The 26,009-nt window shown below is 72.8% G+C and carries 25 protein-coding genes; 15 read left to right on the forward strand and 10 right to left on the reverse strand.

Features of this window, described 5'->3' with window-relative positions; all coding sequences use genetic code 11:
* Positions 1-153 precede the first annotated feature (153 nt).
* Positions 154-918, forward strand: coding sequence for a helix-turn-helix transcriptional regulator (locus tag F7P10_RS42750; protein WP_176611685.1), 765 nt, complete (start codon positions 154-156; stop codon positions 916-918).
* Here F7P10_RS42750 and F7P10_RS28155 read toward each other — a convergent pair.
* Positions 884-2,308: a cell wall metabolism sensor histidine kinase WalK gene (locus F7P10_RS28155; RefSeq protein WP_151013761.1), complete on the reverse strand. Its 1,425-nt coding sequence runs from the start codon at positions 2,306-2,308 to the stop codon at positions 884-886. The two genes, F7P10_RS42750 and F7P10_RS28155, sit on opposite strands and share 35 nt — an antisense overlap.
* Positions 2,305-2,961: a response regulator transcription factor gene (locus F7P10_RS28160; protein WP_151013763.1), complete on the reverse strand. Its 657-nt coding sequence runs from the start codon at positions 2,959-2,961 to the stop codon at positions 2,305-2,307. Before F7P10_RS28160 ends, F7P10_RS28155 begins: the two co-directional genes overlap by 4 nt.
* A 167-nt stretch (positions 2,962-3,128) precedes the next feature.
* Between F7P10_RS28160 and F7P10_RS28165 the strand changes: the two genes are divergently transcribed.
* The 5 genes from F7P10_RS28165 (at position 3,129) to F7P10_RS28185 (ending at position 7,759) form a co-directional block, all read left to right on the forward strand.
* A complete protein-coding gene (locus F7P10_RS28165; RefSeq protein WP_151013765.1) occupies positions 3,129-3,680 on the forward strand; it encodes a hypothetical protein in 552 nt (183 codons plus the stop codon).
* A 154-nt stretch (positions 3,681-3,834) separates the two neighbouring features.
* Positions 3,835-4,980, forward strand: a complete 1,146-nt coding sequence (locus F7P10_RS28170; RefSeq protein WP_254716064.1) for a peptidoglycan-binding domain-containing protein — start codon at positions 3,835-3,837, stop codon at positions 4,978-4,980.
* Entirely contained in the window at positions 4,977-5,690 is a 714-nt protein-coding gene (locus F7P10_RS28175) for an ABC transporter ATP-binding protein (RefSeq protein WP_151013768.1), read from the forward strand. Before F7P10_RS28170 ends, F7P10_RS28175 begins: the two co-directional genes overlap by 4 nt.
* Positions 5,690-6,895: an ABC transporter permease gene (locus F7P10_RS28180; protein ID WP_254716065.1), complete on the forward strand. Its 1,206-nt coding sequence runs from the start codon at positions 5,690-5,692 to the stop codon at positions 6,893-6,895. The genes F7P10_RS28175 and F7P10_RS28180 overlap by 1 nt, the downstream gene beginning before the upstream one ends.
* A gap of 294 nt (positions 6,896-7,189) precedes the next feature.
* Positions 7,190-7,759, forward strand: coding sequence for an antibiotic biosynthesis monooxygenase (locus F7P10_RS28185; protein WP_151013770.1), 570 nt, complete (start codon positions 7,190-7,192; stop codon positions 7,757-7,759).
* 10 nt (positions 7,760-7,769) lie between these two features.
* On the opposite strand, the gene F7P10_RS28190 is transcribed toward F7P10_RS28185, so the two are convergent.
* The 3 genes from F7P10_RS28190 to F7P10_RS28200 form a co-directional block, all read right to left on the reverse strand.
* Positions 7,770-9,557 carry a choline/carnitine O-acyltransferase gene (locus F7P10_RS28190; protein WP_151013772.1) on the reverse strand — a complete coding sequence of 596 codons (1,788 nt, stop codon included), beginning with the start codon at positions 9,555-9,557 and terminating at the stop codon, positions 7,770-7,772.
* A 52-nt stretch (positions 9,558-9,609) separates the two neighbouring features.
* The gene (locus F7P10_RS28195; protein ID WP_151013774.1) at positions 9,610-10,419 is read right to left on the reverse strand and encodes a class I SAM-dependent methyltransferase; all 810 of its coding nucleotides are present in this window, start codon (positions 10,417-10,419) and stop codon (positions 9,610-9,612) included.
* A 65-nt stretch (positions 10,420-10,484) separates the two neighbouring features.
* Entirely contained in the window at positions 10,485-11,348 is an 864-nt protein-coding gene (locus F7P10_RS28200) for an arpA protein (RefSeq protein WP_151013776.1), read from the reverse strand.
* A gap of 330 nt (positions 11,349-11,678) precedes the next feature.
* On the opposite strand from F7P10_RS28200, the gene F7P10_RS28205 reads away from it, so the two are divergent.
* Positions 11,679-12,950: a PP2C family protein-serine/threonine phosphatase gene (locus tag F7P10_RS28205; protein WP_254716066.1), complete on the forward strand. Its 1,272-nt coding sequence runs from the start codon at positions 11,679-11,681 to the stop codon at positions 12,948-12,950.
* 44 nt (positions 12,951-12,994) lie between these two features.
* Here F7P10_RS28205 and F7P10_RS28210 read toward each other — a convergent pair whose 3' ends face one another.
* The 4 genes from F7P10_RS28210 to F7P10_RS28225 form a co-directional block, all read right to left on the reverse strand.
* Positions 12,995-13,963: an alpha/beta hydrolase family protein gene (locus F7P10_RS28210; RefSeq protein ID WP_254716067.1), complete on the reverse strand. Its 969-nt coding sequence runs from the start codon at positions 13,961-13,963 to the stop codon at positions 12,995-12,997.
* A 232-nt stretch (positions 13,964-14,195) separates the two neighbouring features.
* On the reverse strand, positions 14,196-15,566 hold the full coding sequence (locus F7P10_RS28215) for a hypothetical protein (protein WP_151013778.1): 1,371 nt from the start codon (positions 15,564-15,566) through the stop codon (positions 14,196-14,198).
* Complete coding sequence (locus tag F7P10_RS28220; protein WP_151013780.1) at positions 15,563-15,790, reverse strand: hypothetical protein; 228 nt, start codon at positions 15,788-15,790, stop codon at positions 15,563-15,565. Before F7P10_RS28220 ends, F7P10_RS28215 begins: the two co-directional genes overlap by 4 nt.
* A 140-nt stretch (positions 15,791-15,930) precedes the next feature.
* Positions 15,931-16,158: a hypothetical protein gene (locus F7P10_RS28225; RefSeq protein ID WP_151013782.1), complete on the reverse strand. Its 228-nt coding sequence runs from the start codon at positions 16,156-16,158 to the stop codon at positions 15,931-15,933.
* Between the two features lie 251 nt (positions 16,159-16,409).
* On the opposite strand from F7P10_RS28225, the gene F7P10_RS28230 reads away from it, so the two are divergent.
* From F7P10_RS28230 to F7P10_RS28240, 3 genes are all read left to right on the forward strand, one after another.
* Positions 16,410-16,946, forward strand: coding sequence for a bacterioferritin (locus tag F7P10_RS28230; RefSeq protein ID WP_151013784.1), 537 nt, complete (start codon positions 16,410-16,412; stop codon positions 16,944-16,946).
* A gap of 71 nt (positions 16,947-17,017) precedes the next feature.
* Positions 17,018-17,986, forward strand: coding sequence for a TIGR03557 family F420-dependent LLM class oxidoreductase (locus tag F7P10_RS28235; RefSeq protein WP_151013786.1), 969 nt, complete (start codon positions 17,018-17,020; stop codon positions 17,984-17,986).
* Between the two features lie 105 nt (positions 17,987-18,091).
* Positions 18,092-18,823: a DUF4097 family beta strand repeat-containing protein gene (locus F7P10_RS28240; protein WP_218040163.1), complete on the forward strand. Its 732-nt coding sequence runs from the start codon at positions 18,092-18,094 to the stop codon at positions 18,821-18,823.
* A 27-nt stretch (positions 18,824-18,850) separates the two neighbouring features.
* On the opposite strand, the gene F7P10_RS28245 is transcribed toward F7P10_RS28240, so the two are convergent.
* Positions 18,851-20,293, reverse strand: coding sequence for an MFS transporter (locus F7P10_RS28245; protein ID WP_218040164.1), 1,443 nt, complete (start codon positions 20,291-20,293; stop codon positions 18,851-18,853).
* Between the two features lie 93 nt (positions 20,294-20,386).
* Here F7P10_RS28245 and F7P10_RS28250 point away from each other — a divergent pair, with 93 nt between their 5' ends.
* The 5 genes from F7P10_RS28250 to F7P10_RS28270 all read left to right on the forward strand — a co-directional run bounded on the left by F7P10_RS28250 (position 20,387) and on the right by F7P10_RS28270 (position 25,973).
* Positions 20,387-20,884: a helix-turn-helix domain-containing protein gene (locus F7P10_RS28250; RefSeq protein WP_151013790.1), complete on the forward strand. Its 498-nt coding sequence runs from the start codon at positions 20,387-20,389 to the stop codon at positions 20,882-20,884.
* A gap of 351 nt (positions 20,885-21,235) precedes the next feature.
* Positions 21,236-22,774 (forward strand): FAD-binding oxidoreductase, encoded by a 1,539-nt coding sequence (locus tag F7P10_RS28255; RefSeq protein ID WP_151013792.1) that lies wholly within the window; start codon positions 21,236-21,238, stop codon positions 22,772-22,774.
* Positions 22,775-22,913: 139 nt separating this feature from the next.
* Positions 22,914-24,185, forward strand: coding sequence for an alpha/beta hydrolase family protein (locus tag F7P10_RS28260; RefSeq protein ID WP_151013794.1), 1,272 nt, complete (start codon positions 22,914-22,916; stop codon positions 24,183-24,185).
* A gap of 143 nt (positions 24,186-24,328) precedes the next feature.
* On the forward strand, positions 24,329-25,117 hold the full coding sequence (locus F7P10_RS28265) for a VOC family protein (RefSeq protein WP_151013796.1): 789 nt from the start codon (positions 24,329-24,331) through the stop codon (positions 25,115-25,117).
* A gap of 61 nt (positions 25,118-25,178) precedes the next feature.
* Positions 25,179-25,973 (forward strand): VOC family protein, encoded by a 795-nt coding sequence (locus tag F7P10_RS28270; protein WP_151013798.1) that lies wholly within the window; start codon positions 25,179-25,181, stop codon positions 25,971-25,973.
* Positions 25,974-26,009 lie beyond the last annotated feature (36 nt).

Below are 26,009 nucleotides of genomic sequence, written 5' to 3' on the forward strand. Positions count from 1 at the left end.
CACGCAGAAAACTTGCCGCCACGCGCACGGATGATCTACGGGCGCCGTAACGGAGTTACTTTCCGGTAGTTTGCCCCGGTTTCCGGCCGGGTTCCCGCTAGCCTGACCTGCGGCACTACGGCAGGTGAACAGCGGGAACGGGCGGAGGCGCGGATGGGCGACGGCGCCGCCTACCGGATCGTCCGGTACCGGCCAGGCGATCCCCCGCCGCCCCGGCGCTCCGGTCACCTGCTGCTCCCCGACGGCGAGGCCGTCCTCCTCCGGGACGGCGCCGAGACGCGGCTGCCTCCGCGGACCGCCGTCCTGCTGCCGCCCGCGGGCTCCGCGGGCTCCGTGCGCCCGGACGGGCACCTCCTCGGGCTCGCCGTGCCCCCGCGCGAACTGCCGCCCGCGGCGCGCGGCGGGGTCGTCCTCGTCGACGTGTCGGCGGGCCTCGGGGCGGTCGTCGCGGGCATGCTCCGGGTCGTGGGCGACGAGGCCGGCGCGCTCGCCGCCCCCGAGCTGGACGCGGCCTGCGACCGGATCGCCGAACTGCTCCGGATGGCCGTCGCGGCCGGCACCGCGCGACCCGCGGCCGCCCCCGGCAACCTCGCCGAGGTCGAGACGGTCGTGCGCCGCCACGTGCGGACCCGCGCCACCGACCCGGGACTCACCGGACGCGTGCTCGCGCAGGAGCTCGGCTGGTCGCTGCGGCAGATCCAGCTCGCCCTGCAGCGGGCCGGGACGACGCCGCGCGCCCTCATCCGCGAGGAGCGGCTGCGGCTCGTCCGCGACCGGCTCCGCGACCCCGCCGACCGCACGGTGTCGATCACCGAGCTCGCGCACGCCGCCGGGTTCTCCTCGGCCGGGGCGCTGAGCACCGCGTTCCGCCGCCGCTTCGGCGTCAGCCCGCGCGAGCTGCGGCGCGAGCAGAGCTGACGGCGTCGCCCCCGCCGGCCCCGACGCCGGCGGGATCGGCGCCGGCGGGATCGATGCCGGCGGGATCATGGGCGGCGGGATCGCGGGCGGCGGGATCGCGGGCGGCGGGATCCGGGTTCGCGCGGAGCGTCACGGTCACCTCGAGGCCGCCGCCCGGCCGCGGCCGCGCCGTCACCGTGCCGCCGTGCGCCCGCACGATCGACTGGACGATCGACAGCCCCAGCCCCGCGCCCTTCGTGTTCACGACCCGGTCGCCGTCGAGCCGCCGGAACGGCTCGAACAGCGCCGGCACCTCGTACGGCGGCACGACCGGACCCGAGTTCGCGACCTCCAGCACCACCCGCGGCCCCGCCGTCCGCGACGCGACCCGCACCCAGCCGTCCTCGCCCGAGTTGTGCCGGATGCCGTTCTCCACCAGGTTCTGCACGACCCGTTCGAGCAGCAGCGCGTCCCCCGAGGTGACGGCCTCGCCCGCGTCCGCCCGCACCGCCACGCCCGCCCGCGCCGCCTCGTCCCCGGTCTGCGCGGCGACGTGCGCCACGACGTCCCCGAGGTCCAGCGGCGCCCGGCGCACGATCTCGTTCTCCGACCGGGCGAGCAGCAGCAGCCCGCCGATCAGCCGCTCGTGCCGCGCGTTGATCTGCAGCAGCGTCTCGCCCAGCGCCAGGACGTCCGGGGACGCCGACCGGCGGTGCATCGCCACCTCGACCATCGCCCGCCCGAGCGTCAGCGGGGTGCGCAGCTCGTGCGAGGCGTTCGCGACGAACCGGCGCTGCCCGTCGAACGACCGGTCGAGCCGTTCGAGCATCGTGTCGAAGGTGTCGGCCAGCTCCCGGACCTCGTCGCGCCGCCCCCGCAGCGCGATCCGCTCGTGCAGCCCCCGGTCGGCGGCGGGCGCCGCCGCGATCCGCCGCGCCGTCTCGGTCACCCGGTGCAGCGGCGCCAGCACCTGCCCCGCGATCAGCCACCCGAACCCGGCCGCGACCCCGCCGACCAGCAGCAGGGCCACCGACCCCTGGGTGATGAACGAGGTGACGGCCGCGTCCCGCACCTCCTCGCGCTGCTCGCGCATCAGTTTCTCCATGGTGACCTGGAACGGCTCGTCCGTATCCGCTCCGGACGCCTCGCGCTCCGCGCCTTCCGCGCCGGGCCGCCGCTGCGGTGCGTCCGTCCCCGCCGGGCTCGGCGCGGCCCCCGGCGGAGGGTTGGTCACTTTGGCCAGGTACCGGGTGTCCCCTTGCCGGGACAGCTCCTGCGTGAACAGCGCGTAGGTCACCCCGAGCAGCACCAGCCCCGCCACGAGGAACAGCCCGCCGTACGTCAGCGTCAACCGCGCCCGCAGCGTGAGGTGCCGCGTCGCCCGCGCCCTTCCCGCCCGCCTCGTCCTCATGGGATCCGGTACCCCACTCCCTTGACCGTCTCGATCACCGGCGGGTCGGCGAGCTTGCGCCGCAGCTTGAGGATCGTGAGCCGCACCGCGCCCGTGAACGGGTCGGTGTGCTCGTCCCACGCCTTCTCCAGCAGCAGCTCGGCGGACACGACGCCGCCCTCGGCGCGCAGCAGCTCGGCGAGCACCGCGAACTCCTTCTTCGCGAGCGGCACGTACCGGCCGTCGCGGAACACCTCCCGGCGCGCCGGGTCCAGCGCGATGCCGGCGCGGCGCAGCGTCGGCGGCGCCGCCGGGCGGGACCGGCGGCCGAGCGCCAGCACCCGCGCCGCCAGCTCCGGGAACGCGAACGGCTTGGTGAGGTAGTCGTCGGCGCCGAGGCCGAGCCCGTCCACCCGGTCGGTGACCTCGGCGGCGGCCGTCAGCATCAGCACCCGCGCGGACGCGTCGGCCCGCACCATCGCGCGGCACACCTCGTCGCCGTGCGCCAGCGGCAGGTCCCGGTCCAGGACGACGACGTCGTAGTCGTTGACGTGGACGCGTTCGAGCGCCGCGGCGCCGTCGTAGGCGAGGTCGACGGCGTGCGCCTCGCCCCGCAGCCACTCCGCGATCGCGTCGGCGAGCAGCCGCTCGTCCTCCACCACCAGCACCCGCATGTGACGCCCTCCGCTCGCCGGAACAGCGCCATCGTGCACGGCGCCGCGTTTCCTTTCCGTAAGGAACGGAGGTGCGGGGACAGGAAACAGGGGGGAAACGCCCGGCCCGGTTGCATCGCCTCTCGTCCGGCCGGAACCGATCCGGCCGCGAACCGAGGAGACGAGACATGCGACTGCGGACCCGTGGCGTGCTCGCGACGCTGCCGCTGGCCCTCGCCCTGGCCCTGACCGGTTGCGGCGGGGACGGCGAGGACGGCTCCGGCGTGGCGTCGGCCGGTGGCGAGGCCGCCGCCGGAACCGGAGCCGGAGCCGGAGCCGGAGCCGGGAAGAGCCTCAGCCCGGAGGAGATGGGCGTGAAGTTCGCGCAGTGCATGCGCGAGAACGGCGTCCAGATGGAGGACCCGAAGCCCGGCCAGGGTCTCAAGATCACGTCGAAGGGCGCGGACCGGGCGACGATGGAGAAGGCCCAGGAGGCGTGCCGCGAGTTCAACCCGATGGCCGAGGGCGGCGGCGCGCCCGACCCGGAGGCCCAGGAGCGCGCCCGCAAGCACGCCGAGTGCATGCGGGAGAACGGCGTCGAGGCGTTCCCCGACCCCAAGCCGAACCAGCGCGGCATCCGGATCAATGCCGAAGTCGGTCAGGACCCCGACTTCGAGGCCGCGGAGCAGGAGTGCCAGAAGCTGCTGCAGGGCGGGAAGAAGAAGGGCGGGCCGCAGTGAGCCGCGGGCCCGCGATCGGCGGACGGCCGGACGGGCCGTCCGCCCCGCCGGGGGAAGCGCCGCCCCCGGACGGGGACGGGCCCGCCGCGCCCCCGCCGTCCCGGAGCCGGACGCGGAGGCCGTCCCGGAACCGGGCAAGAAGGCACGGAAGGGCGTGCGGAAGGGCGTGCGGAAGGGCGCGCGGAAGGCGGCGGAGGAGAGCGGCGGCGCGGCCGGGCGGCGGGCGGCGCGCCGCCGCCGGCCCCGGCTGCGGATCGCGCTCGCCGCGGCGGCCGTCACCGCCGCGGGCGGGGCCGTCGCGTTCGTCGCGCTGGACGGCACCGGCACCTCGGGCGAGGCGGCCGCGACCGGGCTGCCGCCGAACACGACCGAGGTGGCGCAGCAGACGCTCCGCGACACCGAGACCGTCGACGGGGAACTCGGCTACGGCCCGACGTACACCGCGACCGGCGGGGTGAAGGGCACGCTGACCGACCTGCCCGAGAGCGGGGCCGAGATCAAGCGCGGCCACGAGCTGTACGAGGTGGACAGCGACCCCGTCGTGCTGATGTACGGGTCGAAGCCCGCCTACCGGCCGCTGCGCACCGGCACCGAGGGCGCGGACGTGAAGCGGTTCGAGGAGAACCTGAGCGCGCTCGGCTACGACGGCTTCACGGTCGACGACGAGTACTCGAGCGCCACCGCCGAAGCCGTCCAGGAGTGGCAGGACGACATCGGCGTCGAGGAGACCGGGGTCGTCGAGCCCGGACGCGTCGTGTTCGCCCGCGGCGCCGTCCGGGTGGACAGCCTCCAGGCGGCCGTGGGCGCGCCCGTCGGCCCCGGCACGAAGGTGCTCGACTACACCGGCACCGCGAAGGCGGTGACCGTGGAGCTCGAGACCGCCGACCAGCGGATGGCGAAGAAGGGCGCGGCGGTCGAGGTCACGCTGCCGGAGAACGAGACGGTCGAGGCGGAGATCGACGAGGTCACCACCGTGATCGACCCCGGGGAGCAGGGCGCGGAGCCGACCACGAAGGTGGAGGTGACCGTGTGGCTCGACTCCGACGAGGCCGCGAAGGCCGCCGCGGAGTACGCGCTCGCGTCCGTGGACGTCACGTTCACCGCCGGGCAGCGGGAGAACGTCCTGACCGTGCCGGTGACGGCGCTGGTGGCGCTCAGCGAGGGCGGGTTCGGCGTCGAGGTCGTCCAGGGCGGCGCCTCGTCGTTCGTCCCCGTCGACACCGGCCTGTTCGCGGGCGGGAAGGTCGAGATCTCCGGACCCGGCATCGCCGCGGGCACGGTCGTGGGGATGCCCGAATGATCGCGCTGCGGGACGTGACGAAGGAGTACCCGGGCGGCGTCCGGGCGCTCGGCGGGGTGTCGCTGGACGTCGCGGCGGGCGAGCTCGTCGCGATCGTCGGGCCGTCCGGCTCCGGCAAGTCGACGATGCTGAACGTGCTCGGCACCCTGGACCGCCCGACGTCCGGCACCGTCCACATCGCCGGGCACGACGTGGGACGGCTCTCCGACGCGAAGCTGTCGGCGCTGCGGGCGTCCGCGATCGGGTTCGTCTTCCAGCAGTTCCACCTGGCGGCCGGGACGCCCGCCCTGGACAACGTCGCCGACGGCCTGCTCTACAGCGGGCTGCGGCTCGCCGCCCGCCGGGACCGCGCGGCCGCCGCGCTCGACCGGGTCGGGCTCGGGCACCGGCTCGACCACGAGCCGCACGAGCTGTCCGGCGGCGAACGGCAGCGGGTCGCGATCGCGCGGGCCGTCGCCGGCGAACCGTCCCTGCTGCTGGCGGACGAGCCCACGGGCGCGCTCGACTCGGTCTCGGGGGACGGGGTGATGGCGCTGCTGCGCGAGCTGAACGGCACGGGCACGACCGTCGTCGTCATCACGCACGACCGGGAGATCGCGGCCGGGCTGCCCCGGCGGGTCCGGATGCGCGACGGACTCGTCCAGTCCGACTCCGCGCCCGGTCCCGCCGCGCCGTCCGGTCCGGCGCAGGACCGTGCGGGGGTGGCCTGATGGCGGACGGGACGCCCCTGCAGCCCGCGCGGATGTGGCCGCGCGACGTCGTCCGGGTCGGCGCGGTCGGGCTGCGGACGCGGCCGATGCGGGCGTTCCTGTCCGCGCTCGGCATCGCGATCGGCATCGCCGCGATGGTCGCCGTCGTCGGGGTGTCGTCCTCGTCGCGGGCCGAGCTGGACCGCGCGCTGGACGCGCTCGGCACGAACCTGCTCACCGTCGCGCCCGGCAGCACCATGACCGGCGAGGAGGCGCAGCTCCCGCTGGAGGCCGAGTCGATGGTGGAGCGGATCGCGCCCGTCCGGGAGGTGTCGGCGATCGGCCTGCTGGACGACGTCGGCGTCTACCGGACCCGCGAGATCCCCGAGAACGACACCCAGGGCATCGCCGCGTACGCGACGCGCACCGACCTGCGCGCCGCCGTCGGCGCCGAGCTGGCGAGCGGCGTGTGGCTGAACGAGGCGACCGGCTCCTACCCGGCGACCGTCCTCGGCGCGAAGGCCGCCGAACGCCTCGGCGTCGGGCGTGCCGGACCGGACGTCCAGGTGCTGATCGGCGGCGAGTACTTCACCGTGATCGGCGTTCTGGAACCCGCCGAGCTGGCCCCCGAGCTGGACACCGCCGCGCTCGTCGGCTGGCCCGCGGCGCGCACCGAGCTGGGCTTCGACGGGCACGCGACGACCGTCTACACCCGGTCGCGGGACGCCTCCGTGGAGGACGTCCGCGGCGTGCTCGGCTCCACCGCGAACCCGGCGGCGCCGAACGAGGTCGAGGTGTCGCGCCCGTCCGACGCGCTCGCCGCGCAGCAGGCCGCCGGCGAGGCGTTCACCGGCCTGCTGCTGGGCGTCGGCGCGGTCGCGCTGCTCGTCGGCGGCGTCGGGGTGGCCAACACCATGGTCATCTCGGTGCTGGAGCGGCGCTCGGAGATCGGCCTGCGCCGGTCGCTGGGCGCGACGCGCGGGAAGATCCGCACCCAGTTCCTCACCGAGTCGCTGCTGCTGTCGGCGCTCGGCGGGCTCGGCGGCGCGCTCATCGGCGCCCTGATCACCACGATCTACGCCCTGTACCAGGGGTGGCCCGTGGTGATCCCGCTCTGGGCGGTCGGCGGCGGGATCCTCGCCACGCTCCTCATCGGCGCGGTCGCCGGCCTCTACCCGGCGATCCGCGCGTCCCGCCTCTCCCCGACCGAGGCCCTGTCGAGTTGATGGCGGCGAGGGGTGTCACGGCCCTGGGGGCCGTGACACCCCTCGCCGCGTGCGATTGCTGTTGTGTTTGCTTGCATCGCCCTCGGCGTCAGGCCCCAGGGGGCCTTCCTTCAACGGGCGCTGCGTGCGATTGCTGCATCGCTCCGACTCGCCCAGGGGCTCGCTGCGCGATCAAGTTCTCGCTTCGCTCGAACTTGGCTTCGCTCGCAATCGCAGTGGTTCCGGTGCGCTCTGGCTGGGGCGATGGCGGGCGTGGGCGTGCATGGAAAGGGGTGGGGTGGTGAGGTTGTGGGGATGGGGCAGCGGGAACCGGTGACGGTCGTGTTCACCTGGGACGTCCGGCCGGGGCGGGAGCGCGCCTTCGAGCGGTGGGCGGACGCGATCCACGACGTCGCGAGCCGGTACCCGGGGCACGCGGGCGCGATGTGGCTGCGCGCCGAGGGCGCCCGGCACCGGTACTACACCGTCGTCCGGTTCGACGACCAGGACAGCCTCGACGCGTGGCTCGACTCGCCCGAGCGGCGCGACCTGGTCGCCCGGCTCGACGGCCTCGCCGAGGAGCGCCTCCACCACACCACCGGCCTCGAGACCTGGTTCAGCCTGCCGGGCGAGGCGGTGCCCGCGCCGTCCAGGCTGAAGATGATCGTCGTGACGTTCTGCGCGGTCTACCCGCTCAGCATCCTGCTCCAGACGTTCGTCACGCCGCTCGCGCAGGACTGGCCGCTGCCGCTGAAGGCGGTGCTGTTCCCCGCGATCGTCGTCCCGGTGCTCACCCTGCTGATCATGCCCGCGCTGAGCCGGTTGCTGCGGCGCTGGCTGTACCCCGTGCGGCGGACGCACCGCGCCGCCCGCCCGGGGCACTGACCCGCCCGGCTCACTCCGCGAGCAGGTCGCGCAGCTCGGTGACGGCCTCGCGGAGCCGGTCGGCGAAGTCCGCCATCGCGCCCGCCACCGCACGGGGCGTGCTCAGGTAGACGTTGAACCGGTCCGGGAGCAGGACGTACGCGACGCCGATGCACTGCTCGCTCGTCGAACCGAACCCGAAGTACCGGATGTTCGTCGACGGCGCCGAGCTGGTGCTCAGGTAGTCGTCGCGCATGACGGTCCAGCCGGGGGAGTCGAACAGCGGCAGCGGCCCGGTGACGCCCAGCTCGTCCCCGCGCCGCCGCGCGATCAGCTGCAGCTCCCACAGGTGCTGCTCGGGCGCCTGCCCGGTCTGGCACTCCTTCGCGCGCCGGACGTGCGCGTCGGCCGCGGCCCGCAGCGCGTCCCGGCGCACGTCCGGGCTCGCGTCCGGATCGTCCATGGCCTCGACGAACCGCAGCACCTCGGGCGTCACGACCCGCATCGCCTCGGTGCGGCCCCGCCGGTACTGGCGGGTCGCGATCGACTCGTACGTCGCGCCGATGCGGCCCTTCGCGCGCTTGTGCGCGAGCTGGTAGGCCATCTGGACGAACGCGTCCGGCGACATCCGCAGGGCTTTCGCGTCCCGCGAGCCGAAGTCGTCGAACGGGACGCAGGCCGTCGCCGTCGCGGCGGCGTAGGCGGCGAACGCCGCGGCCGCGTCCCGGACGTCCGCGCGCAGGGCGTCGTCCAGGACGAACTCGACCGGCTCGGCCGCCGGGACGCCCTGGCTCCGGGCGCCCGACCGCCGCGACTGCTCGGCCGCGGGCTCGCCGAGCAGCGCGTCCACGAAGCCGAGGATCGTCGTGCCGTCCAGCTCGCAGTGCTCCACGTTGATGCCCGCCGAGCCGTCCCCGAAGACGACGAACGACACCGCCTTGTCGAACCACCGGTTGGCGCTGTCGCCGGCCAGCAGGTTGTCGCACGCCTCCTGCGCCGAGGCGGGGGCGAAGTCCTCCAGGCAGACGCAGAACAGCGCGGTCTCGACGGTGTCGAGGGCCCGCGCGTTGCGCTCGTCGAGCGCGAGCAGCGCGTCCCGGCTCGCCGCCCACTCCGCCCGCGCCTTCGTCGTCAGCGGGCCGGTGGACGGTTCCGCCGGCGGCTCCGCCTTCATGATCGCCTCGAGGCCGGCGGCCAGCTCGTCGAGCGTGTGGGGGTGCCCGTCCGGCCCGAGCACGTCCATCCGCGTCATGGTGCCGCGGAACAGCACGAGGACGTGCCGCGCCGTGGACGGCCCGCCCTCGGCGTAGGGGGCGCGGACGGTGTCCTGCCCGGCCCCCGGGATCCGCGTGGTCGAGAACAGGTACTTGTTCTGCTCCATCGTCTGCGGGCGCCCGCGCTGCTCGGCCGGCGGCACCCGCTCGGCGTCCAGCCGCAGCTTGAAGTCCAGCGCGCCCGCGATCAGCCCGGCGGCCCGCGCGGCCTGCGTCTCGTCGGTGTCGTGGAACAGGAAGAAGAAGTTCGCGTTCAGCGCGATGCGGTCGCGCCGCCCCAGGTACCGGTACGGCCAGAACGTGTCGAGCCAGCTGTGCACGCCCTCGCTCCGGTCGTACTCCTCGAGCGCCGCGTGCAGCCGCCGTCCCGGGCCGTCCGGGCGGACGAACTCGTCCAGCGCCTCCTGCGTGCGGGCGTGCTCGTCCGCGGTGAGCAGGGGCTCGCACCACCGCAGGAACCGGGCGGCGCTGTCGTCGAGCGAGGGCAGCGGCACCCGCGGCAGCGCGTCCTCGTTGGCGAAGGTGCGGGCGGAGGGCTCGTTCAACGTCGGACCTCGATTTCGGGGGTTCGGTTCGGGGGTTCGGTGTGGACGGCGGTCAGGGCCGGGGCCGCGACACGTGCAGTTCGGCGTAGTACCAGCCGTCGGACTCCAGACCGCTCGGGTCGATCCCGGCGTCCGCGAGCCGCAGCAGGACGTTCTCGCGTTCCTGCGGCGTGGCGAACCGGCGCTGCCGGAACAGGCCCTCGCGGCGGACGGTCTCGTAGCCGGCCGCGGCGAGCGTCTCGGCGATCGGGTCGAACGGGAACATCCGCAGGATGAAGTGCGCCATCCACGGGCGCCGGTCGCCGCCCGCCGCGACGAGGCGCGCGATCGTCCGCTCGGTGACGTAGCCGAGGCAGCCGGTGGAGATGACCAGGTCGGCCTGCGCGAGCAGGTCCCGCTGCGGCCCGGTCGGGTCGTCGCTCTCGAGGTCTGCGTGCACCGCGCCGTCCAGGAAACCGGCGTCGAGCGCGTAGGAGAGGGCGTCGCCGGAGGCGTCCAGGCCGAGGAAGCGCGCGGGAGCGGTGCGCGGGCCGCCGCGGGCCAGCTCCCGGTCGCGGGCCAGCAGCGCGTCCCGCGTCAGCGCGCGGGTGCCGGCGCCGCCGTAGCGCTGGTACAGCTCGCCCATCGTGATCCCGTACTTCAGCAGGGCCGCGTTGATGCCGTAGGAGCAGCCGAGGTCGAGGACCGTCGGGACCGCGACGCCCCGGGCCGCGCGGTACTCGGCGATCAGCTCGGCGAAGTGCGGCCGGGCGAGCTGCGGGATGTGGTAGTCGAGTTCCCGCAGCGTCGTGAAGTAGGCGCGGGGGTCGGGCTGCGTGTAGATGTGGTCGAGCGAGATCTTTCCGGACGTGTCGACGCGCACGGATCGCGGTCCTTCCGGGGGACTGGACGAACGGGCTCGAAAAAGGGGGACGGGCCTGGAACGGGTCAGTCGAGCAGCGCGTCCACCCGGACGGCGCGGCCCTCGGCCGCGAGGTGCTCGGGCCGCACGCGGCCGAAGAGCTGCCGGGTCCGGGCCACGCTGCCCACCACCCCGCGCCGCTCGCTGTAGGCGAAGATCGCCGTGTGCCGGGACGTCGCGCCGCGCACCGCGCTCACCCGGTGCAGCGAGTAGCGTCCCTTGAACAGCTGCAGGTCGCCGGGCCGCAGCGTCAGCTTCCGGACGAGGCCGCCGCCGTCGCCGGTGAGCACGCGCCGCACGTCGCCGAAGTTCTCCGCCTCGGCGGACCTGATGTTCGGGCAGTACTCGAAGGCGCCCCCGCCCTCTGCCTCCTGCGTCAGCAGGCTGACCGTGAACTCGTTGGTGTCGAAGTGCCAGGGGTGCTCCATCCCGGGCCGGACGACGTTCAGCACGAGCCCCGACAGGGGGTCGGCCAGCTCGTGCACCTCCGGCAGCCCGAAACAGCTCGCCACGAAATGCCGGAAATGGGGGCTCGAATAGAGCCGGGGCACGAGGTGGTGCGGCGGAAGGCGGTCCCGGGCGACGAACGCGTTACCGCGCTCGACCGTGAGCCGTCCCGGATGGCCGTCCGGCAACGGCGTGTCCACGTCGATGTTGTAGGCGTTCACCGTCTCGACGTCGAAATGCGCGTCCGCCTCGACGGACGCGCATTCGGCCCGCAGCCTCTCCTGCCATTCCGGGCGGACGAAGTCGGGCAGCACGCAGCAGCCCGTCCGCGCCAGTTCGGCACGGGTCGCGGAGACGACCGCGCCCCATCCGGCGCTCCCCGGTTCGCCCAGCGGATAGCGTTCGGCGTCGACCGCCCGTTCCGGTGGCTCCGCTGCGTCCATGGACGTCCTTCCGGCTCGGCGAACTCAAGACGGGTTTTTAGCACATCCCTTGCGCCAATTCGCGGCGTACATTTCTGTGACGATTTATCGGAAACTGATGAACGGGGGCGGTGACCTGTGCTTTCAAACGTTCCAAATGTGGGCGGGGCGTGCCCCCGCCCGGCCTCCCGTGTGGCCCATCTCACGCCTCGGCGGCCCTGCCCGGCTCGTCCGGCGACGGCGCGCGACCTGCGCCGTCGGGGGCTCCGGGAGCGGGCGGCACCGTGTTTTCCCGGTGGGAGGGGGTACACGGTGAGTGCGGCACCCGTACACCGACCCGGGGGGACGAGCGTGGACGGCACCGGTGCGCGGATGCTGAGCGATCTGATCACCGCCAGCCACGTGACCTCGATGGAGCAGCTGCCCGCCACGGTCGCCGACGTCGCGGGACGGGCCGGGCTGCGCGAGGTGCTCATCTATGTCGCCGACCTGCAGCAGACGGTGCTGCGCCTGCTGCCCGGACCGGACGAGGCGTCCCGCGACCCCGTCGAGCTGCGCATCGAGGGGACCCTCGCCGGGCGCGCCTTCCAGAACGTCGTTTCGGCGCGGGGCCATCTCGTCGGCGAGCACGAGGGCGGGCATGAGGGCGAGCACGAGCACGAGGGTGAGGGCGGGGGCGAGCGCGAGTGGTGGGTGCCGCTGCTCGACGGCACGGAGCGGATCGGCGTCCTGCACGTGGTGATGTCCGAGGACGACGCCACCGCGCTGCCGCGCGCCGAGGCGCTCGCCGGGCTGATCGCCCTGATGATCGTCAGCAAGGGCCCGGCCAGCGACACGATGGCCCGGCTGGTGCGGACGCGGCACATGACGGTGTCGGCGGAGATGCAGTGGCGGCTGCTGCCGCCCATGACCTTCGCCAACGACCAGATCGTCATCAGCGCGGCGCTCGAACCCGCCTACAGGCTCGGCGGCGACACCTTCGACTACGGGATGGCCGGGACCGCCGTGCACCTCGGCGTGTTCGACGCGATGGGGCACGACACCGGCGCCGGGCTGACGTCCAGCCTCGCCGTCGCGGCGTACCGGAACAGCCGGGTGGAGGGCGCCGGGCTCCCCGGCATCGGCGAGGCGATCGAGCGGGCGCTGCTGGAACAGGACTCGTCCGGCCGTTTCGTCACCGCCGTCCTGGCCTGCCTGCAACTGCGGACGGGGATGCTGTCGTGGGTGTCCTACGGGCACCCGGCACCGGTCGTCATCCGGGGAGGCCGCTGGGTGTCGCAGCTGAACTGCCAGCCCGGCACGCCGCTCGGGACCGACCTGGGCATCGAGCCGCAGGTGTGCGAGGAGCAACTGCAGCCCGGGGACCGCGTCCTGCTGTACACCGACGGGATCGTCGAGGCCCGCGACCCGGACAAGCGCGAGTTCGGCCTCGTCCGATTCGTCGACTTCATCATCCGCCGCAGCGCCGACGGCCTGCCGGTTCCCGAGACGCTGCGGCGGCTGATCCACGGCATCCTCAAGCACCACGCGGGCCGCCTCGACGACGACGCGACCGTCCTCGTGCTGGAGTGGCACGGGCCGAATCCCGCCGGCGACGGCACGGAAGCGATCCAGCGGACCTGACGGGACGGGCGGGGCGGGCAGGACGGGCGGGACGGGCGCGGGGTTCAGCCGCGCAGGGCCCGCATCAGCGCCGGGTACGCCTCGTGCAGGTCGCGCTCCCAGTACGGCCAGGCGTGCTGCCCGCGGTGGAACCGCGTGGTGACCGGGATCCCGTGGTCGCGCAGCCGGTCCACGAAAGCCCGGCTGTGCCGGTACGTCGCCGCCTCGATCGGATCGGTGAACGGCCACCCGCCCAGCGATCCGCGCCGCCCGTCGCCGCTCGCCACCCACAGCCGCACGCCCGCGAGCCGTCCGGCCTGGTCCGTCGGGTTGTGCGCGTGCCAGATGTCGGCCTGGTCGTCCGGGTCGCCCCAGACGCGCCGCCAGTCCGTCCCCGGGCAGGAGAAGGACGGGCCCCAGCCGGTGGAGTTCTTGCCCGGGGTGTGCCCGTCCAGGGTGTGCAGGTAGCCGCTGAAGGCCGCGGCGGCCGCGAACATGCCCGGGTGCCGCGCCGCGTACAGCATGGCGCCGAGCCCGCCCATGGAATTGCCGGCGATCGCCCGTTCCCCTCCGGCCCCGTAGTCGTGTTCCAGGATCTCGCGGACCTCGGTCATGTGGAACGTCTCCCAGCGGGGCGGGCCGCCGTCGGCGTGATTCCACCAGTCGGAGTAATTCCCGCACCGGCCGCCGTTCGGCATGACGACGATGACGCCGGAGTCCGCGGTGAGTTCCGCGACGTCGGTGTCGCGCGTCCAGGCCGTGTAGTCGTCGGCGCCGCCGTGCAGCAGCCACAGCGCCGGCCAGTCGCGGCGGGCGTCCCTGGACCAGCCGGGAGGGACGAGCAGGCGCACCTTCTCGCGCCGTCCCATCGCGGGCGACTCGATCGTCAGGTCCAGGGTGCGGGGAGCGACGAGGGACTCCTCGACGACGCGCGCGCGGGACGCCGCGTGCGCGGGCGGTGCGGTGCGGGAGAGTGCTGGCGAGAACGGCAGGAGAATCGCCGCGCATGCGGCGGCTGCGGTACGGCGGAACACGGCGGGAGACCTTTCGGGAAAACGGAACTTACTCCGAGTAGGTTCCCGTTCCGTCGATGAAGAATGTATTCCGCGAAAAGCGTATAAAATGCATTACCAATGGTTTTCTGTATTTTATACGGCCGGTCGCCCGGTCGCCCGGTACCGGGACGGGCGAGCGCCGGACGCTCACGGGCGTCCGGCGCTCGATACGGGGGCTGCGGGATGCGGGCTGCCAGGTGCACGTACCGGATCAGGCGTCCGGCAGCGGGCCGGTGGCCCGCCCCTTGCCCGCCGTCCGGTCGCGCACGCGGCGGACCGCCCACCGCAGCAGCAGGCGTCCGTACGAGTAGGTGATCAGCACGAGACCCGCGATCGGCAGCACGAGCATCAGTGCCTGCAGCACCGAGACGATCACGGCCACCGGCTCGCCTCCGGCCATGGCGTCCTCGAACAGCAACCCGATCTTGTCCCAGGCGAGACCGAGCAGGGCGGGCACCTGGGTCGCGATCAGCCCGAGCTGGATGAGCATCACGGGGAAGACCACGAGGACCCAGAAGGCGACGAAGACCTGCGGCCAGCGCTTCAGATCCAGCAGCAGCGCATCCGGGGGACGCCGCAGCAGGGTCCGGCGCAGGATCGGCTTGATGTACTTGAACAGGTCGGGGATGCCGGCCAGGTCGGACATGATGTAGTAGCCGTCGAACCGCATGGTCGGCAGGAGCTGCTGCACGATCTCCAGGTTCACGTAGAGCAGCGCGACCAGCAGCGGCTGGTATCCCGTCTGCAAGTACAGCAGGGCCAGCGCGACGACGAACACGCCGTTGAAGTAGACGCCGGCCAGGTCCGTGCGCAGCCTTCCGCCCCGCCCCAGGCGGTACGACTCGGTGACGTCGGTGTAGAAGGCGGGCCAGACTATGTAGATGCCGAACCCCATGGGGCCGGGCCGGACGCCCCCGTACCGGCAGGCGGCGGCGTGGCCGACCTCGTGGAAGGCCACCGACAGCATGCCGATGCCCATGGCCACCAGGATGCCGACCGGGTTCATGATCGAATACCGGAGCGCGTCGACGACGGACTGGGAGGTGAACACCCAGACCTCGCTGAGGACCAGCGCCGCGATCATCGGGATCAGCGCGAACGGGCTCAGCAGCCAGGAGAACATCCCGCCGAGCGCCGAGCTGACCGACTCCGGGATCACCGCGACCTTGAACTTCAGCGCGAGGAACGGGTTGGCCTTCACGGCCGACGGGGCGGACCCGTCGCTGTAGGTGGTGACCCCGAGCGGGGCCAGCTTGCGGTCGACCAGGTAGACGACCTGCTCGCCGGTCAGCTGCGCGCCCGCCTCCCGGGAGACGGCGGCGGCCACCCGCTCCAGGGCGATCCCGACGTCGGTCGTCCCGGCCAGGTGGCGATGCTCGTCGAGCGCCTTCGCGACCTGGAACAGCAGCGGCGGGAGCCGGACGAGCTGCCGGTTCGGCAGGCTGACGAGCTGCGGCGGCTCGCGATAGCCGGAGTTCTTGAATTCGCCGACCATCTCGACGCCGTCGATGAGCGTCGGCAGGGTGAGGACGGGGGCCGGTCGCCCGGCCCCGTCCATGATCGGCGTCGGGCCGGTGCTCATTCGCCTTCTGCGACGACGGCGGCCGGGACGCACGTCAGCGTGGAGTGCTCCGGTTGGGCCAGCAGCCCGGTGCCGAGAAGGCCCAGTGTGCCCGCCGAGTACGTCGCCTGGCAGGCGTAGAGGACGGTCGTGTCGCCACCACCGGCGGACAGCGCCAGCCGGTGCGGGAGGACCTCGCCCGCGAGCCGGTCGAGGTCGGCGTAGGTCAGTCGCTGAGGGTTCATGAACTCGCTTTCGGATTCGTCCTGGAACTCGGGGATCGGTCCCCGAGCACGACTTCAGGAGGGAAAGATGGGGGGAAGGGCTGGCGTAGGAACGCCAGCCCTTCCCGAGTGGGCCGAAGCCCACGACGTCAGAACTGAGCTCAGCCGTGGACCGCGGCCGGCGTGCAGATCTGCGAGTTGCCGGCGGGCACACCGTTGACGATGGTGAGCAGGCCGGTCGCCGGCTGGTTGCTGTTCGCCGAGCAGGAGCTGACGACCGTCGTGTCGTCACCGTGGCCGCCACCGACGAGAAGGGTGGACAGCACGGCGCGCTCCGGCAGAACTTCGCCGGCGAGCATGTCCAGTTCGGTGTAGCTGAAGGACTTCATGTGGTTCCTTTTCTCCTTGTCAGGCCCCGATACCAAGGTTGGATACCGGACGTCCCTGTCTCGCCGCGGGGTCGCAGCGATGTAGCTCTACGTATAGCACGCCTCACTCACAGTGCCAACCCTCTGTGTGATCGCCCGGCTACGTGGCGTCGTATCGCCCTCCCGCGCATGACCATGCCCTGCTGGGTAGGAGGGAGGCGTCACAGCCCGGCCGGCGCGGTCCGGCCGGCGAGATCGAACGGGGAGTGGGCATGGCCGACAACAGCTTCAGCATCGACGTGGCGGCGATCCGGGAGCGCGCCCGGCAGAAGATGGACGTGGGACCGGTGACCGACGGCTACGACCGGAGCGTCGAGCAGGTCATCTCCGTCCTCAACGACGTCGTCGCCACCGAGGTCGTCTGCTGGATGCGCTACGCCCAGCACGCGATCAGCGCGACCGGCATCAACCGGGCCCAGGTCGCCGACGAGTTCAACGAGCACGCGCACGAGGAGCGCCACCACGCGATGCGCGCCGCCGAGCGCATCAGCCAGCTCGGCGGGAACCCCGACTTCGACCCCGAGACCATCGCGCGCCGCTCGCACACCCAGTACAAGACGTTCAAGGACGACGACCTGCGCGGGATGCTCGAGGAGAACCTCGTCGCCGAGCGCATCGTCATCGAGTCCTACCAGGAGATCATCCGCTGGCTCGGCGACGGCGACGTCACCACCCGGCGCCTGATGGAGGACATCCTGGCCGAAGAGGAGGAACACGCCGACGACCTGATGGATCTCCTCGGCAAGTGAACGGCGACCGTGTCGCCCGTGTCGACCGGGTCACCCGTGTCACCCCGGACACGCCGGGTATGCGGAGCCGCATGGACTTCGGATACACGCTGCTCTGCGAGCAGACACCGCCGAAACAGCTGATCACCGACCTGGTGGAGGCGGAGGAGGCGGGCTTCGGCTACTCGGTCATCTCCGACCACTACTTCCCGTGGCTGGAGGACCAGGGCCACTCGGCCTACGCCTGGTCGGTGCTCGGCGCCCTCGCCCAGGCCACCCACCGCATCCCGCTGATGACCTTCGTGACGTGCCCGATCATGCGCTACCACCCCGCCGTGGTGGCGCAGAAGGCCGCCACGATGGGCGTGCTGTCGGACGGGCGGTTCACGCTCGGCCTCGGCGCCGGCGAGAACCTCAACGAGCACGTCGTCGGCCGGGGCTGGCCGTCGGTGGACGTCCGGCACGAGATGTTCGGCGAGGCCGTGGAGATCATCCGCGAGCTGTTCGGCGGCGGCTACGTCAACTACCGGGGCCGCCACTTCAGCGTCGACTCGGCGAAGCTGTACGACCTGCCGGACGAACCGGTCCGCATCGGCATGGCGGCGTACGGCCCCCGCGCGGGACGGCTCGCCGCCCGGTACGCCGACGTCCTGATCTCCGACCAGCCGGTGGGGGACGTCGTCTCGCTCTTCGACATCGAGGGCGGCGGCGGCAAGCCCGTCTACGGCCAGATCCCGGTCGCCTACGGCCAGGACTACGAGGAGTGCAAGCAGCGGGCCCACCGCGTGTGGAAGTTCTCCGCCCCGTCCTGGAAGGTCATGGCGGAACTGCCGGGCCCGGTCAACTTCGAGGCCGCCACCAAGACCGTCCGTCCTGAGGACGTGGCGCAGAACGTGCCGTGCGGGAACAACGTGAACGATTACCTCGAGGCGGTCCAGCAGTGGGCCGACGCCGGGTTCACGCACATCTCGTTCTGCCAGTCCGGGGCCGAGCACCAGAAGGACTTCCGCACCTGGGCGGAGATGGAACTGCTGCCCGCCCTCCGGGAGCGGTTCGGCTGAGACAGGGACCTGGGAGCCACGCGGGCAATGGCTCCCCGGCGTGGCGACCGTCCGGTGCCCGGGTTCGTAGGTTCGTGGCGAACCGAACGAACCCGGGAGGACAACGTGTTCCGACTGCTCTGCGCCCTCGCCCTCACCACCGCCGGCACGGTCGCGCTGGCCGCCTGCGACGTCTCGTTCGCCTCGTTCGGCCCGCAGGAGACCTTCCGGGACGAGGCCGCGCTCCCGTCCGGGATCACCGCCGTCCGCATCGACGTCCGCGAGGGGACGGTCACGGTGCGGGGCGGCGACGCGAAGCCGTTCCTGCACCGCACCGTCCGCTACCGGGACGACCGCCCGGACGGCGCGACGCACCGGGTCGAGAACGGCGTCCTGGTCCTCGGCGGCTGCGGCCGCGACTGCTCGGCGAGCTACACGGTCGACGTCCCGGCGGGCGTCCCGGTGCGCGGCGGCGCCGCGGGCGGCTCCCTCCACCTGCACGGGGCCGGCGAGGTGGACGTCGCCACCGCCTCCGGTGCGATCCGCCTCGCCGGGGTCACCGGCCCGATCGACGCCCGGACGTCCAACGGCCGCATCGTGGGGCACGACCTGAAGTCCGCGCGGATCACCGCCGAGACGTCCAACGGCGACATCACGCTCGTCCCGTCCGTCCCGGCGGACGTCGACGCCGAGACGTCCAACGGCGACATCACCGTCACCGTCACCGGCGGCCCGTACCGCGTGACCGCGTCCACCGGCAACGGAGACGAGCGCATCGGCGTCCCGACCGCCCCCCACGCCGAGCACCGCCTCGACCTCCGCAGCAGCAACGGCGACATCACCGCGACGACCCCCTGACCGGGGACGGACCCCGCGCCGAGGGCCTCAGACGGTGGTCTCGACGGCGGACGGGACGGGCGCCGCGGCCTCGGGCGCGCGCCGCCGCGTGCGCAGCCCGAACGCGGTGACGGCGGCCGCGAGCAGGACCGCGCCGAAGGGGACGAGCAGGGCCGTGCGCAGCGCGTCGAGCCGGGCCTCCACCGACTCGCCGTCGCCCAGCACCCCGACGTGCACGGCCGTCACCGCCGACAGCCCGAGCGCCATGCCGAACTGGATCGCGGTGTAGAGCAGCCCGCCCGCGACGCCGTGCTCGCGCTCGTCCACGCCGTCCGTCGCGGCCATCGTCAGCGGGCCGTACACCAGCGCGAACGCGACCCCGATCAGGAACAGGATCGGGAACATGAGGAGGTAGGCCCAGTCGATCCCGAGCGGCAGGAACAGCCCGTACGCCACGGCGGCGAGGACGAGCCCGCCGAACAGCACCCGCACGTTCCCGAACCGGTTCACCAGGCGGGGTGTGAGCGTGGGCGCCAGAGCGACGTCGGCGCCGAGGGCGAGCAGCGCGAGGCCCGTCTGCCAGGTCGTCCAGCCTCGCAGCTCCTGCAGGTACAGCGTCATCAAGAACTGGAAGCCCGCGAACGCCGCGAGGAAAAGGAGCGCGGACACGTTCGTCCGCACCAGCGCGCCCGACCGCAGGATCCCGAGCCGGACGAGCGGGCTGCGCGAGCGCCGCTCGATCGCGACGAACGCCGCGAGCAGCATCGCCCCGGCGGCGAACACCCCGGCCGTCAGCGCGGCCCCGTCGCCCGCGTGCTCCAGCCGGACGACCCCGTACGCGAGCAGCAGCATCGATCCCGTGACGGTGAACGAACCCGCGAGATCGAACCCGCCCGTCCGCGGTTCCCGCGCGTCCGGCTCCCGGACCAGCGGGACGGCCGCCGCCAGGATCAGCGCCGCGAGGATCACCGGCGCGAAGAACACCCAGCGCCAGCCGAGCGAGGTGAGCAGCCCGCCCGCGACGAGGCCGAGCGTGAAGCCGCCCGCCGCGGTCCCCGCGTAGATCCCGAGCGCCTTCGTCCGCGCGGGGCCCGCGGGGAACGCCGCGGTGATCAGCGCGAGTCCGGCGGGCGCCATGAACGCCGACGCCACCCCGGTCACGAACCGGGAGAGCAGCAGCATCCAGCCCTCGGTGGCGAACCCGCCGAGGCCGGAGAACATCAGGAAGACCACGAGCCAGGTCAGGAAGACGCGGCGGTGTCCCAGCAGGTCCGCGGCGCGCCCGCCCAGCAGCATGAAGCCGCCGTAGCCGAGCACGTACGCGCTCACCACACCGCTGAGCATCCCCGTCGACAGCCCGAGGTCCGCCCGGATGGACGGCAGCGCCACGTTCAGCATCGCGACGTCGATCCCCTCGAGGAAGATCGCGCCGCACAGCACCATCAGCATCGCCCAGGTGCGCCCGTCCATGCGGACGGCAGAAGTGGACATGACCCGTTCCCTTCACACCAGCGGGACCGGTTCCCCTTGTGGATGCCGGTTCCCTCTTGTAACCGGCCCCATCTTCGGGAACCATCGGGTGCCATGGAAGAAGGCACTTTCGAGTCCCCCGGTTACTGCGGGGATACCTTCGGCGACGACGACGTTCTGCAGTGGTACACGCGCAACGACTGCGAGGTCCGCCAGATCCTCGACCGCATCGCCGACAAGTGGTCGCTCCTGGTGATCGCCCTCCTCAACCAGCGGTGCAGCCTCCGGTTCACCGAACTGCGCCGCAACATCGACGGCATCAGCCAGCGGATGCTCACCCGCACCCTGCGCCACCTCGAACGGGACGGGCTCGTCCGCCGCACCGTCCATCCGACCGTCCCGCCCCGCGTCGACTACGAGCTGACGCCGATGGGCGAGACCCTGCACTCGACGATCCGCGCCCTCGTCACCTGGACCGAGGAGCACCAGAACGCGATCGCCGCCGCCCGCACCGCCTACGACGCCCGCGTCGCCGCCGAGCAGGAGGACGCCCGCCGCGACGCGGACCGGCGCGACACCGTGGCCCGCGCGGCCCTCCCTGCCCGCCGCTGACCCCGGTGCCCGCCGTCGAGGGGGACGATCCCGGACGTTCCGGCTCGAGCGGCTCGCCGACCTGGCCGGCGAGACCGAGCGGCGCGCCCATCCGCCGCACGTTCGCCACGCCGACCGCCCCGCACGTCCGGTCCGGCCTCGCCCGGTTCGCCGTGGCCCGACGGCCGCGCCCGGCCCCGGTACGGCCGGGGCACCGCCCACAGCCGACGGGTGTGCCGGGTCGTCCGCCCCCGGCCGATATCACCTTCCGTGGTCGCAGGGTTGCCCGGTGCTTGGCCGGGAAGGCTTCTCGCGGTCCGGCGGTCGGCCGGTCCGGGGGCGCGGGAGGTTCGGAGGTCCGGGTTGGGGGAGATGGCGACGCTGCCGTCCACGGTCGTTCGGCCGGGGGACAAGCGGTACGGGGGGTTGAGCCGGGGGGTCAACCAGCGGTGGGTCGGCGAGCCCGAGTACGTGCGCCTGGTCCGGACGGGCGAGGAGGTGCGGGCGGCGCTGGAGCAGGCGGTGAACGAGACCCCGGCGGATCCCGCGCGGTCGCGGATCACGGTGCGGGCGGGCGGGCACTGCTACGAGGACTTCGTGTGCGGCAAGGACGTGCGCGTGATCATCGACATCGGCCCGATGTGCCGCATGTACTACGACGACGTGATGAAGGCGTACTGCGTCGAGGCGGGGGCGACCATTCGGCACGTGTACGGGCAGCTGTATCCGGTGAGCGGGAAGGTGCTGCCGGGCGGGTCGTGCCTTTCGGTGGGGCTCGGCGGGCACGTTCCGGCGGGCGGTTTCGGGCCGCTGTCGCGGCAGCACGGCCTGACGGTCGACTACCTGTACGCGGTCGAGGTCGCGGTGGTCGACGGCGACCGGAACGTCAAGCTGGTGGTGGCGCGGCGGGACGATGACGACGCGGAGCGCGCCGGGCTGCTGTGGGCGCACACCGGGGGCGGCGGCGGGAACTTCGGGATCGTCACGCGGTTCTGGTTCCGCGGGCTGCCCGAGCCGCCGCGGAACGTCCTGCTGGCGGAGCTGGCCTGGGCGTGGGACGGCTTCACGCGGGACGACTTCGGGGGGCTCCTCGCGGGATTCGGGGAGTACTTCCGCGACCACCAGGACCCGTCGGAGGCGTCCGGCAAGCTGTTCGGCGTGCTGCGGCTGAACCACCGGAGCAACGGGCGGATCGAGCTGGTGGCGCAGATGGACGCGGACGACGAGGAGGGCCCGGAGGCCGTGCGGGAGTTCACGTCGGCGCTGGACGGCCGGATCCGGCCGCGGCCGGTGTCGGTGAGTGAGCCCGGCGCCGCGCAGGTGGTGCCGTGGCTGGCCGCGGCCGGGTCGCTCGACGCGGGTGTGGGGAACCGCTGCGGCAAGCACAAGTCGGCGTACCTGCGCGAACCGTTCACGGAGCGGCACATCGATGCGATGTGGGCCTATCTGGGTAATGCGCAGTACGCGGACTATGAGAACGCGCGGGCGCTCATCCAGGTCGACTCTTATGGCTCGGCCGTCAACCGCCCGCTCCACGACACGGCGGCCCGGCAGCGGGATTCCATCCTGAAACTGCAATACCAGGTGTACTGGACGCGGCAGGACCCGGACGAGGACCGGCATCTCGCCTGGATCCGGGACGCCTACCACGCGACGTTCGAGGACACCGGGGGCGTGCCGGTCGTGGGCGGTGTCACGGACGGCTGCTACGTCGGCTACCCGGACACCGACCTGAACGTCGACCGGTGGAACGGTTCGGGGCAGACTTGGGCGACCCTGTACTACAAGGACGCCTACGGGCGGCTGCAGGATGTCAAGCGGCGGTGGGATCCGCTGGACATTTTCCGGCACGATCAGTCGGTCCGCCCGGACGGGCCGCATGAAGTCACCGTGAGTCACGGGCCCGCGTAACACTGCTATTGCATTCTTTGCCAATACTTGCGAATGGGACGTCCGGGACAGTAGTTTCATCCGCGAGTGAGTAGCGGGCCGGAGCGCGGAGCACAGTCGGCCTGACCGGGCTGGGAAGCCATCGGCCGCTGGGGAGCCCATGAAGAAGCGTACCGACCGGAAGATCGCCGTCATCGGCACCGCGACGGCCGCCGTGCTGCTGCCGGCCCTCATGGTGGGCCTGGCGCAGGCGGGGGTGGGCGTGCCCCTGAGGGAGTCCGACAACGCCGGGGCGTCGAACCCCGTGCCGTCGTTCGGCCCGGCGACGCGGCCGGGCGCCCCCGGGACGCCGACGGGCCCGGGCTCGGGTTCGCCCTCGCCGACCGCGTCGCCGATCCCCGAGGTGCCGACGCGGCCGATGTCGTCCGACCCGTTCAACACGGGCTCGGGCCGCCCGGCCTCGAACGACCCCGACAGCAACGCGTCCAACCACGGCAAGAAGCCGCAGCTGCCGGAGGGGGCCGGGTCCAGCAAGCACGTCAAGGCCCCGGACGGCGCGGCGATCACGGGCGTGAAGAAGGTCGGCACGCGCATGTACGACGTTTCCATCGCCTCCCCGGCGCTGGGAACGACGGTCAAGACGCGGATGCTGATGCCGAAGGGCTGGAAGGCCGGGGCCAAGCGGACCTGGCCGGTCGTGTACGCCTACCACGGCGGCAACAACAACTACCAGTCCTGGACCAAGGACTCGCAGATCGAGCAGGTCGTCGACGACTACGACGTGATCGTCGTGATGCCCGAGGGCGGCTGGCAGGGCTCCTACAGCAACTGGTGGAACGACGGCAAGGGCGGCATCCCGATGTGGGAGACCTTCCACATCAACGAGGTCATCCCGCTGATGGAGCGCAACTTCCACGCCGGGACGGCCCGCGCCGCGATCGGGCTGTCGTCCGGCGGGCAGGGCGCCGTCACCTATGCCCAGCGCCACCCGGGGACCTTCAAGTACGTCGCGTCCTACAGCGGCGCCCTGAACATCACCGCGCCGGGCGTCCCGGCCTTCCTCGTCTCGATCAACAAGGAGGCGGGCACCAAGATCTGGGGCGACCCGATCATGGACCGGGGCAACTGGCAGAAGCACGACGCGGCGGTGATGGCCGGGAAGCTCAAGGGCGTCGGCGTGTACGTGTCGTGCGGCAACGGGGAGCCCGGCCCGCACGACAACCCGAACGCGGCGATGTGGGACGCCGGACGGGTCGGGGAGCGGCTCGCCTACCGGATGAACGTCAACTTCATCGAGGCCGCGGAGAAGGCGGGCGTCGAGGTCACGTCGAGCCTGTACGGCAAGGGCATGCACAACTGGAAGTACTGGCGCCCCGAGCTGGCCAAGAGCTTCCCCCTCGTCGCGGGCGCGATCGGCGCGAAGAAGCTCTGACCGCGTAGGCCGGAGCCGGGCCACGGCCGCGCGCCGGTTGGCGAAGCCTTGACCGCGGGGGTGCGAACCCCTGAAGGTCATCCCGGTCGGGATTGGCGTCCGCGTCCGTAACGTGGAGCCATGTCCACCGTGAGGGGCCGCCGATGCCCGAGGTGACGGCCTACGAACCGGGGATGCCGTGCTGGCTCGACCTCGCCAGCCCGGACCCGGTGACGTCCAAGCGGTTCTACGGCGAGCTGCTCGGCTGGTCGTCGTACACGCTGTCCGTCGACCAGCTGGACGACTACGAGATGTTCACGCTCGGCGGGGTGAACGGGCCGGCGGTCGCCGGGATGCAGCGGCTCGCCGACGACGCCCAGCCCCCGTCGTGGACGTGCTACTTCCGCGTCGAGAACGTCGAGGACGCCGCGCGCCGGGTCGTCGCGGCCGGCGGGACGGAACTCGTCCCGCCGCTGCGGATCGCCCACCTCGGCCGCCTCGGCATGTACGCGGACCTCCAGGGGTCGGACTTCGCCGTCTGGGAGCCGTACGAGCGGGAGGGCGCCGACGTCGTCTTGGAGCCGTCGGCGATGTGCTGGGTGGAGCTGGCCTCGCGGGACGTCGAGAAGTCCCGCGCCTTCTACGGCGAGGTCTTCGGGTGGCAGGCGCTGGACCGCCGCTACTACCGCGACTACACGTACACGAACTGGCAGGTCGGCGGCTGGTCGGTGGCCGGGATGGTCTACATGGACCACACCTGGCCGGACGAGTGGCCGGGGGACTGGATCCCGTACTTCCAGGTCGTCGACTGCGAGGCCGCGGCCGAGCGGAGCTCCGAGCTCGGCGCGACCGTCACCATCCCGCCGGCCGACATCGACCCCGGCCGGTTCGCCGTCGTCATGGACCCGACCGGGGCGCGGCTCGGGCTGCTCACCCCGCGGTCGCCCCGGTAGCGGCCCGCGTGCGCGCCGTGCCCGTGCCCGTGCCCGCCACGCTCGCCGAAGGGGGCTGCGGATGCCCGAGATGACGGAGTACCGGCCGGGGGAGCCGTGCTGGCTCGACCTCGCCAGCCCGGACGGCGCGGTGTCCAAGCGATTCTACCGCGAGCTGTTCGGCTGGTCGTCGTACACGCTCACGCAGGACGCGTACGGCGACTACGAGGTCTTCACGCTCGGCGGGCCGGACGGGCCCACGACCGCCGGGCTGCAGATGCTCGCGGACCCGGACCAGCCGCCGACCTGGACGGTCTTCTTCCGCGTGGACGACGTCGAGGAGACCGGGAGCCGAGTGCTCGCCGCGGGCGGGCAGGAGGTCATGCCGCCCATGCAGGGCATGCATCTCGGGCGCGTGGCCATGTACACCGATCCGGAGGGGGCGGACTTCGCCCTGTGGCAGCCGTTCGGGCGGGAGGGGATGGAGGTCCTCCGGGAACCGGGGGCGATGTGCTGGGTGGAGCTGGCCTCGCGCGACATCGAGGGTGCCCGCCGGTTCTACGGAGAGGTGTTCGGCTGGCGGCCGGTCGACTACGAGTACTACCGCTCCGCCCCCTATACGAACTGGGAGATCCACGGCGATCACGTGGGCGGCATGGTGTTCATGGACGAGCGCTGGCCGCCGCACTGGGTCGCCCACTGGATCCCGTACTTCTGGGTGACCGACTGCGACGCGACGGTGTGGAGGGCCGCCGACCTCGGCGCGCGGGTCACGATCCCGCCGACCGACATCAAGCCGGGACGGCTCGCGACGCTCGCCGACCCGACCGATGCGCGCTTCGCCGTGATCACCCCGGATCTCACTTTCGAGGGGTGACGGCCGCCGCCCCGGCGCGCCCCGTTCCGTCCGGTG

Source organism: Actinomadura sp. WMMB 499 (assembly GCF_008824145.1).
In the GTDB taxonomy this organism is placed as follows: domain Bacteria; phylum Actinomycetota; class Actinomycetes; order Streptosporangiales; family Streptosporangiaceae; genus Spirillospora.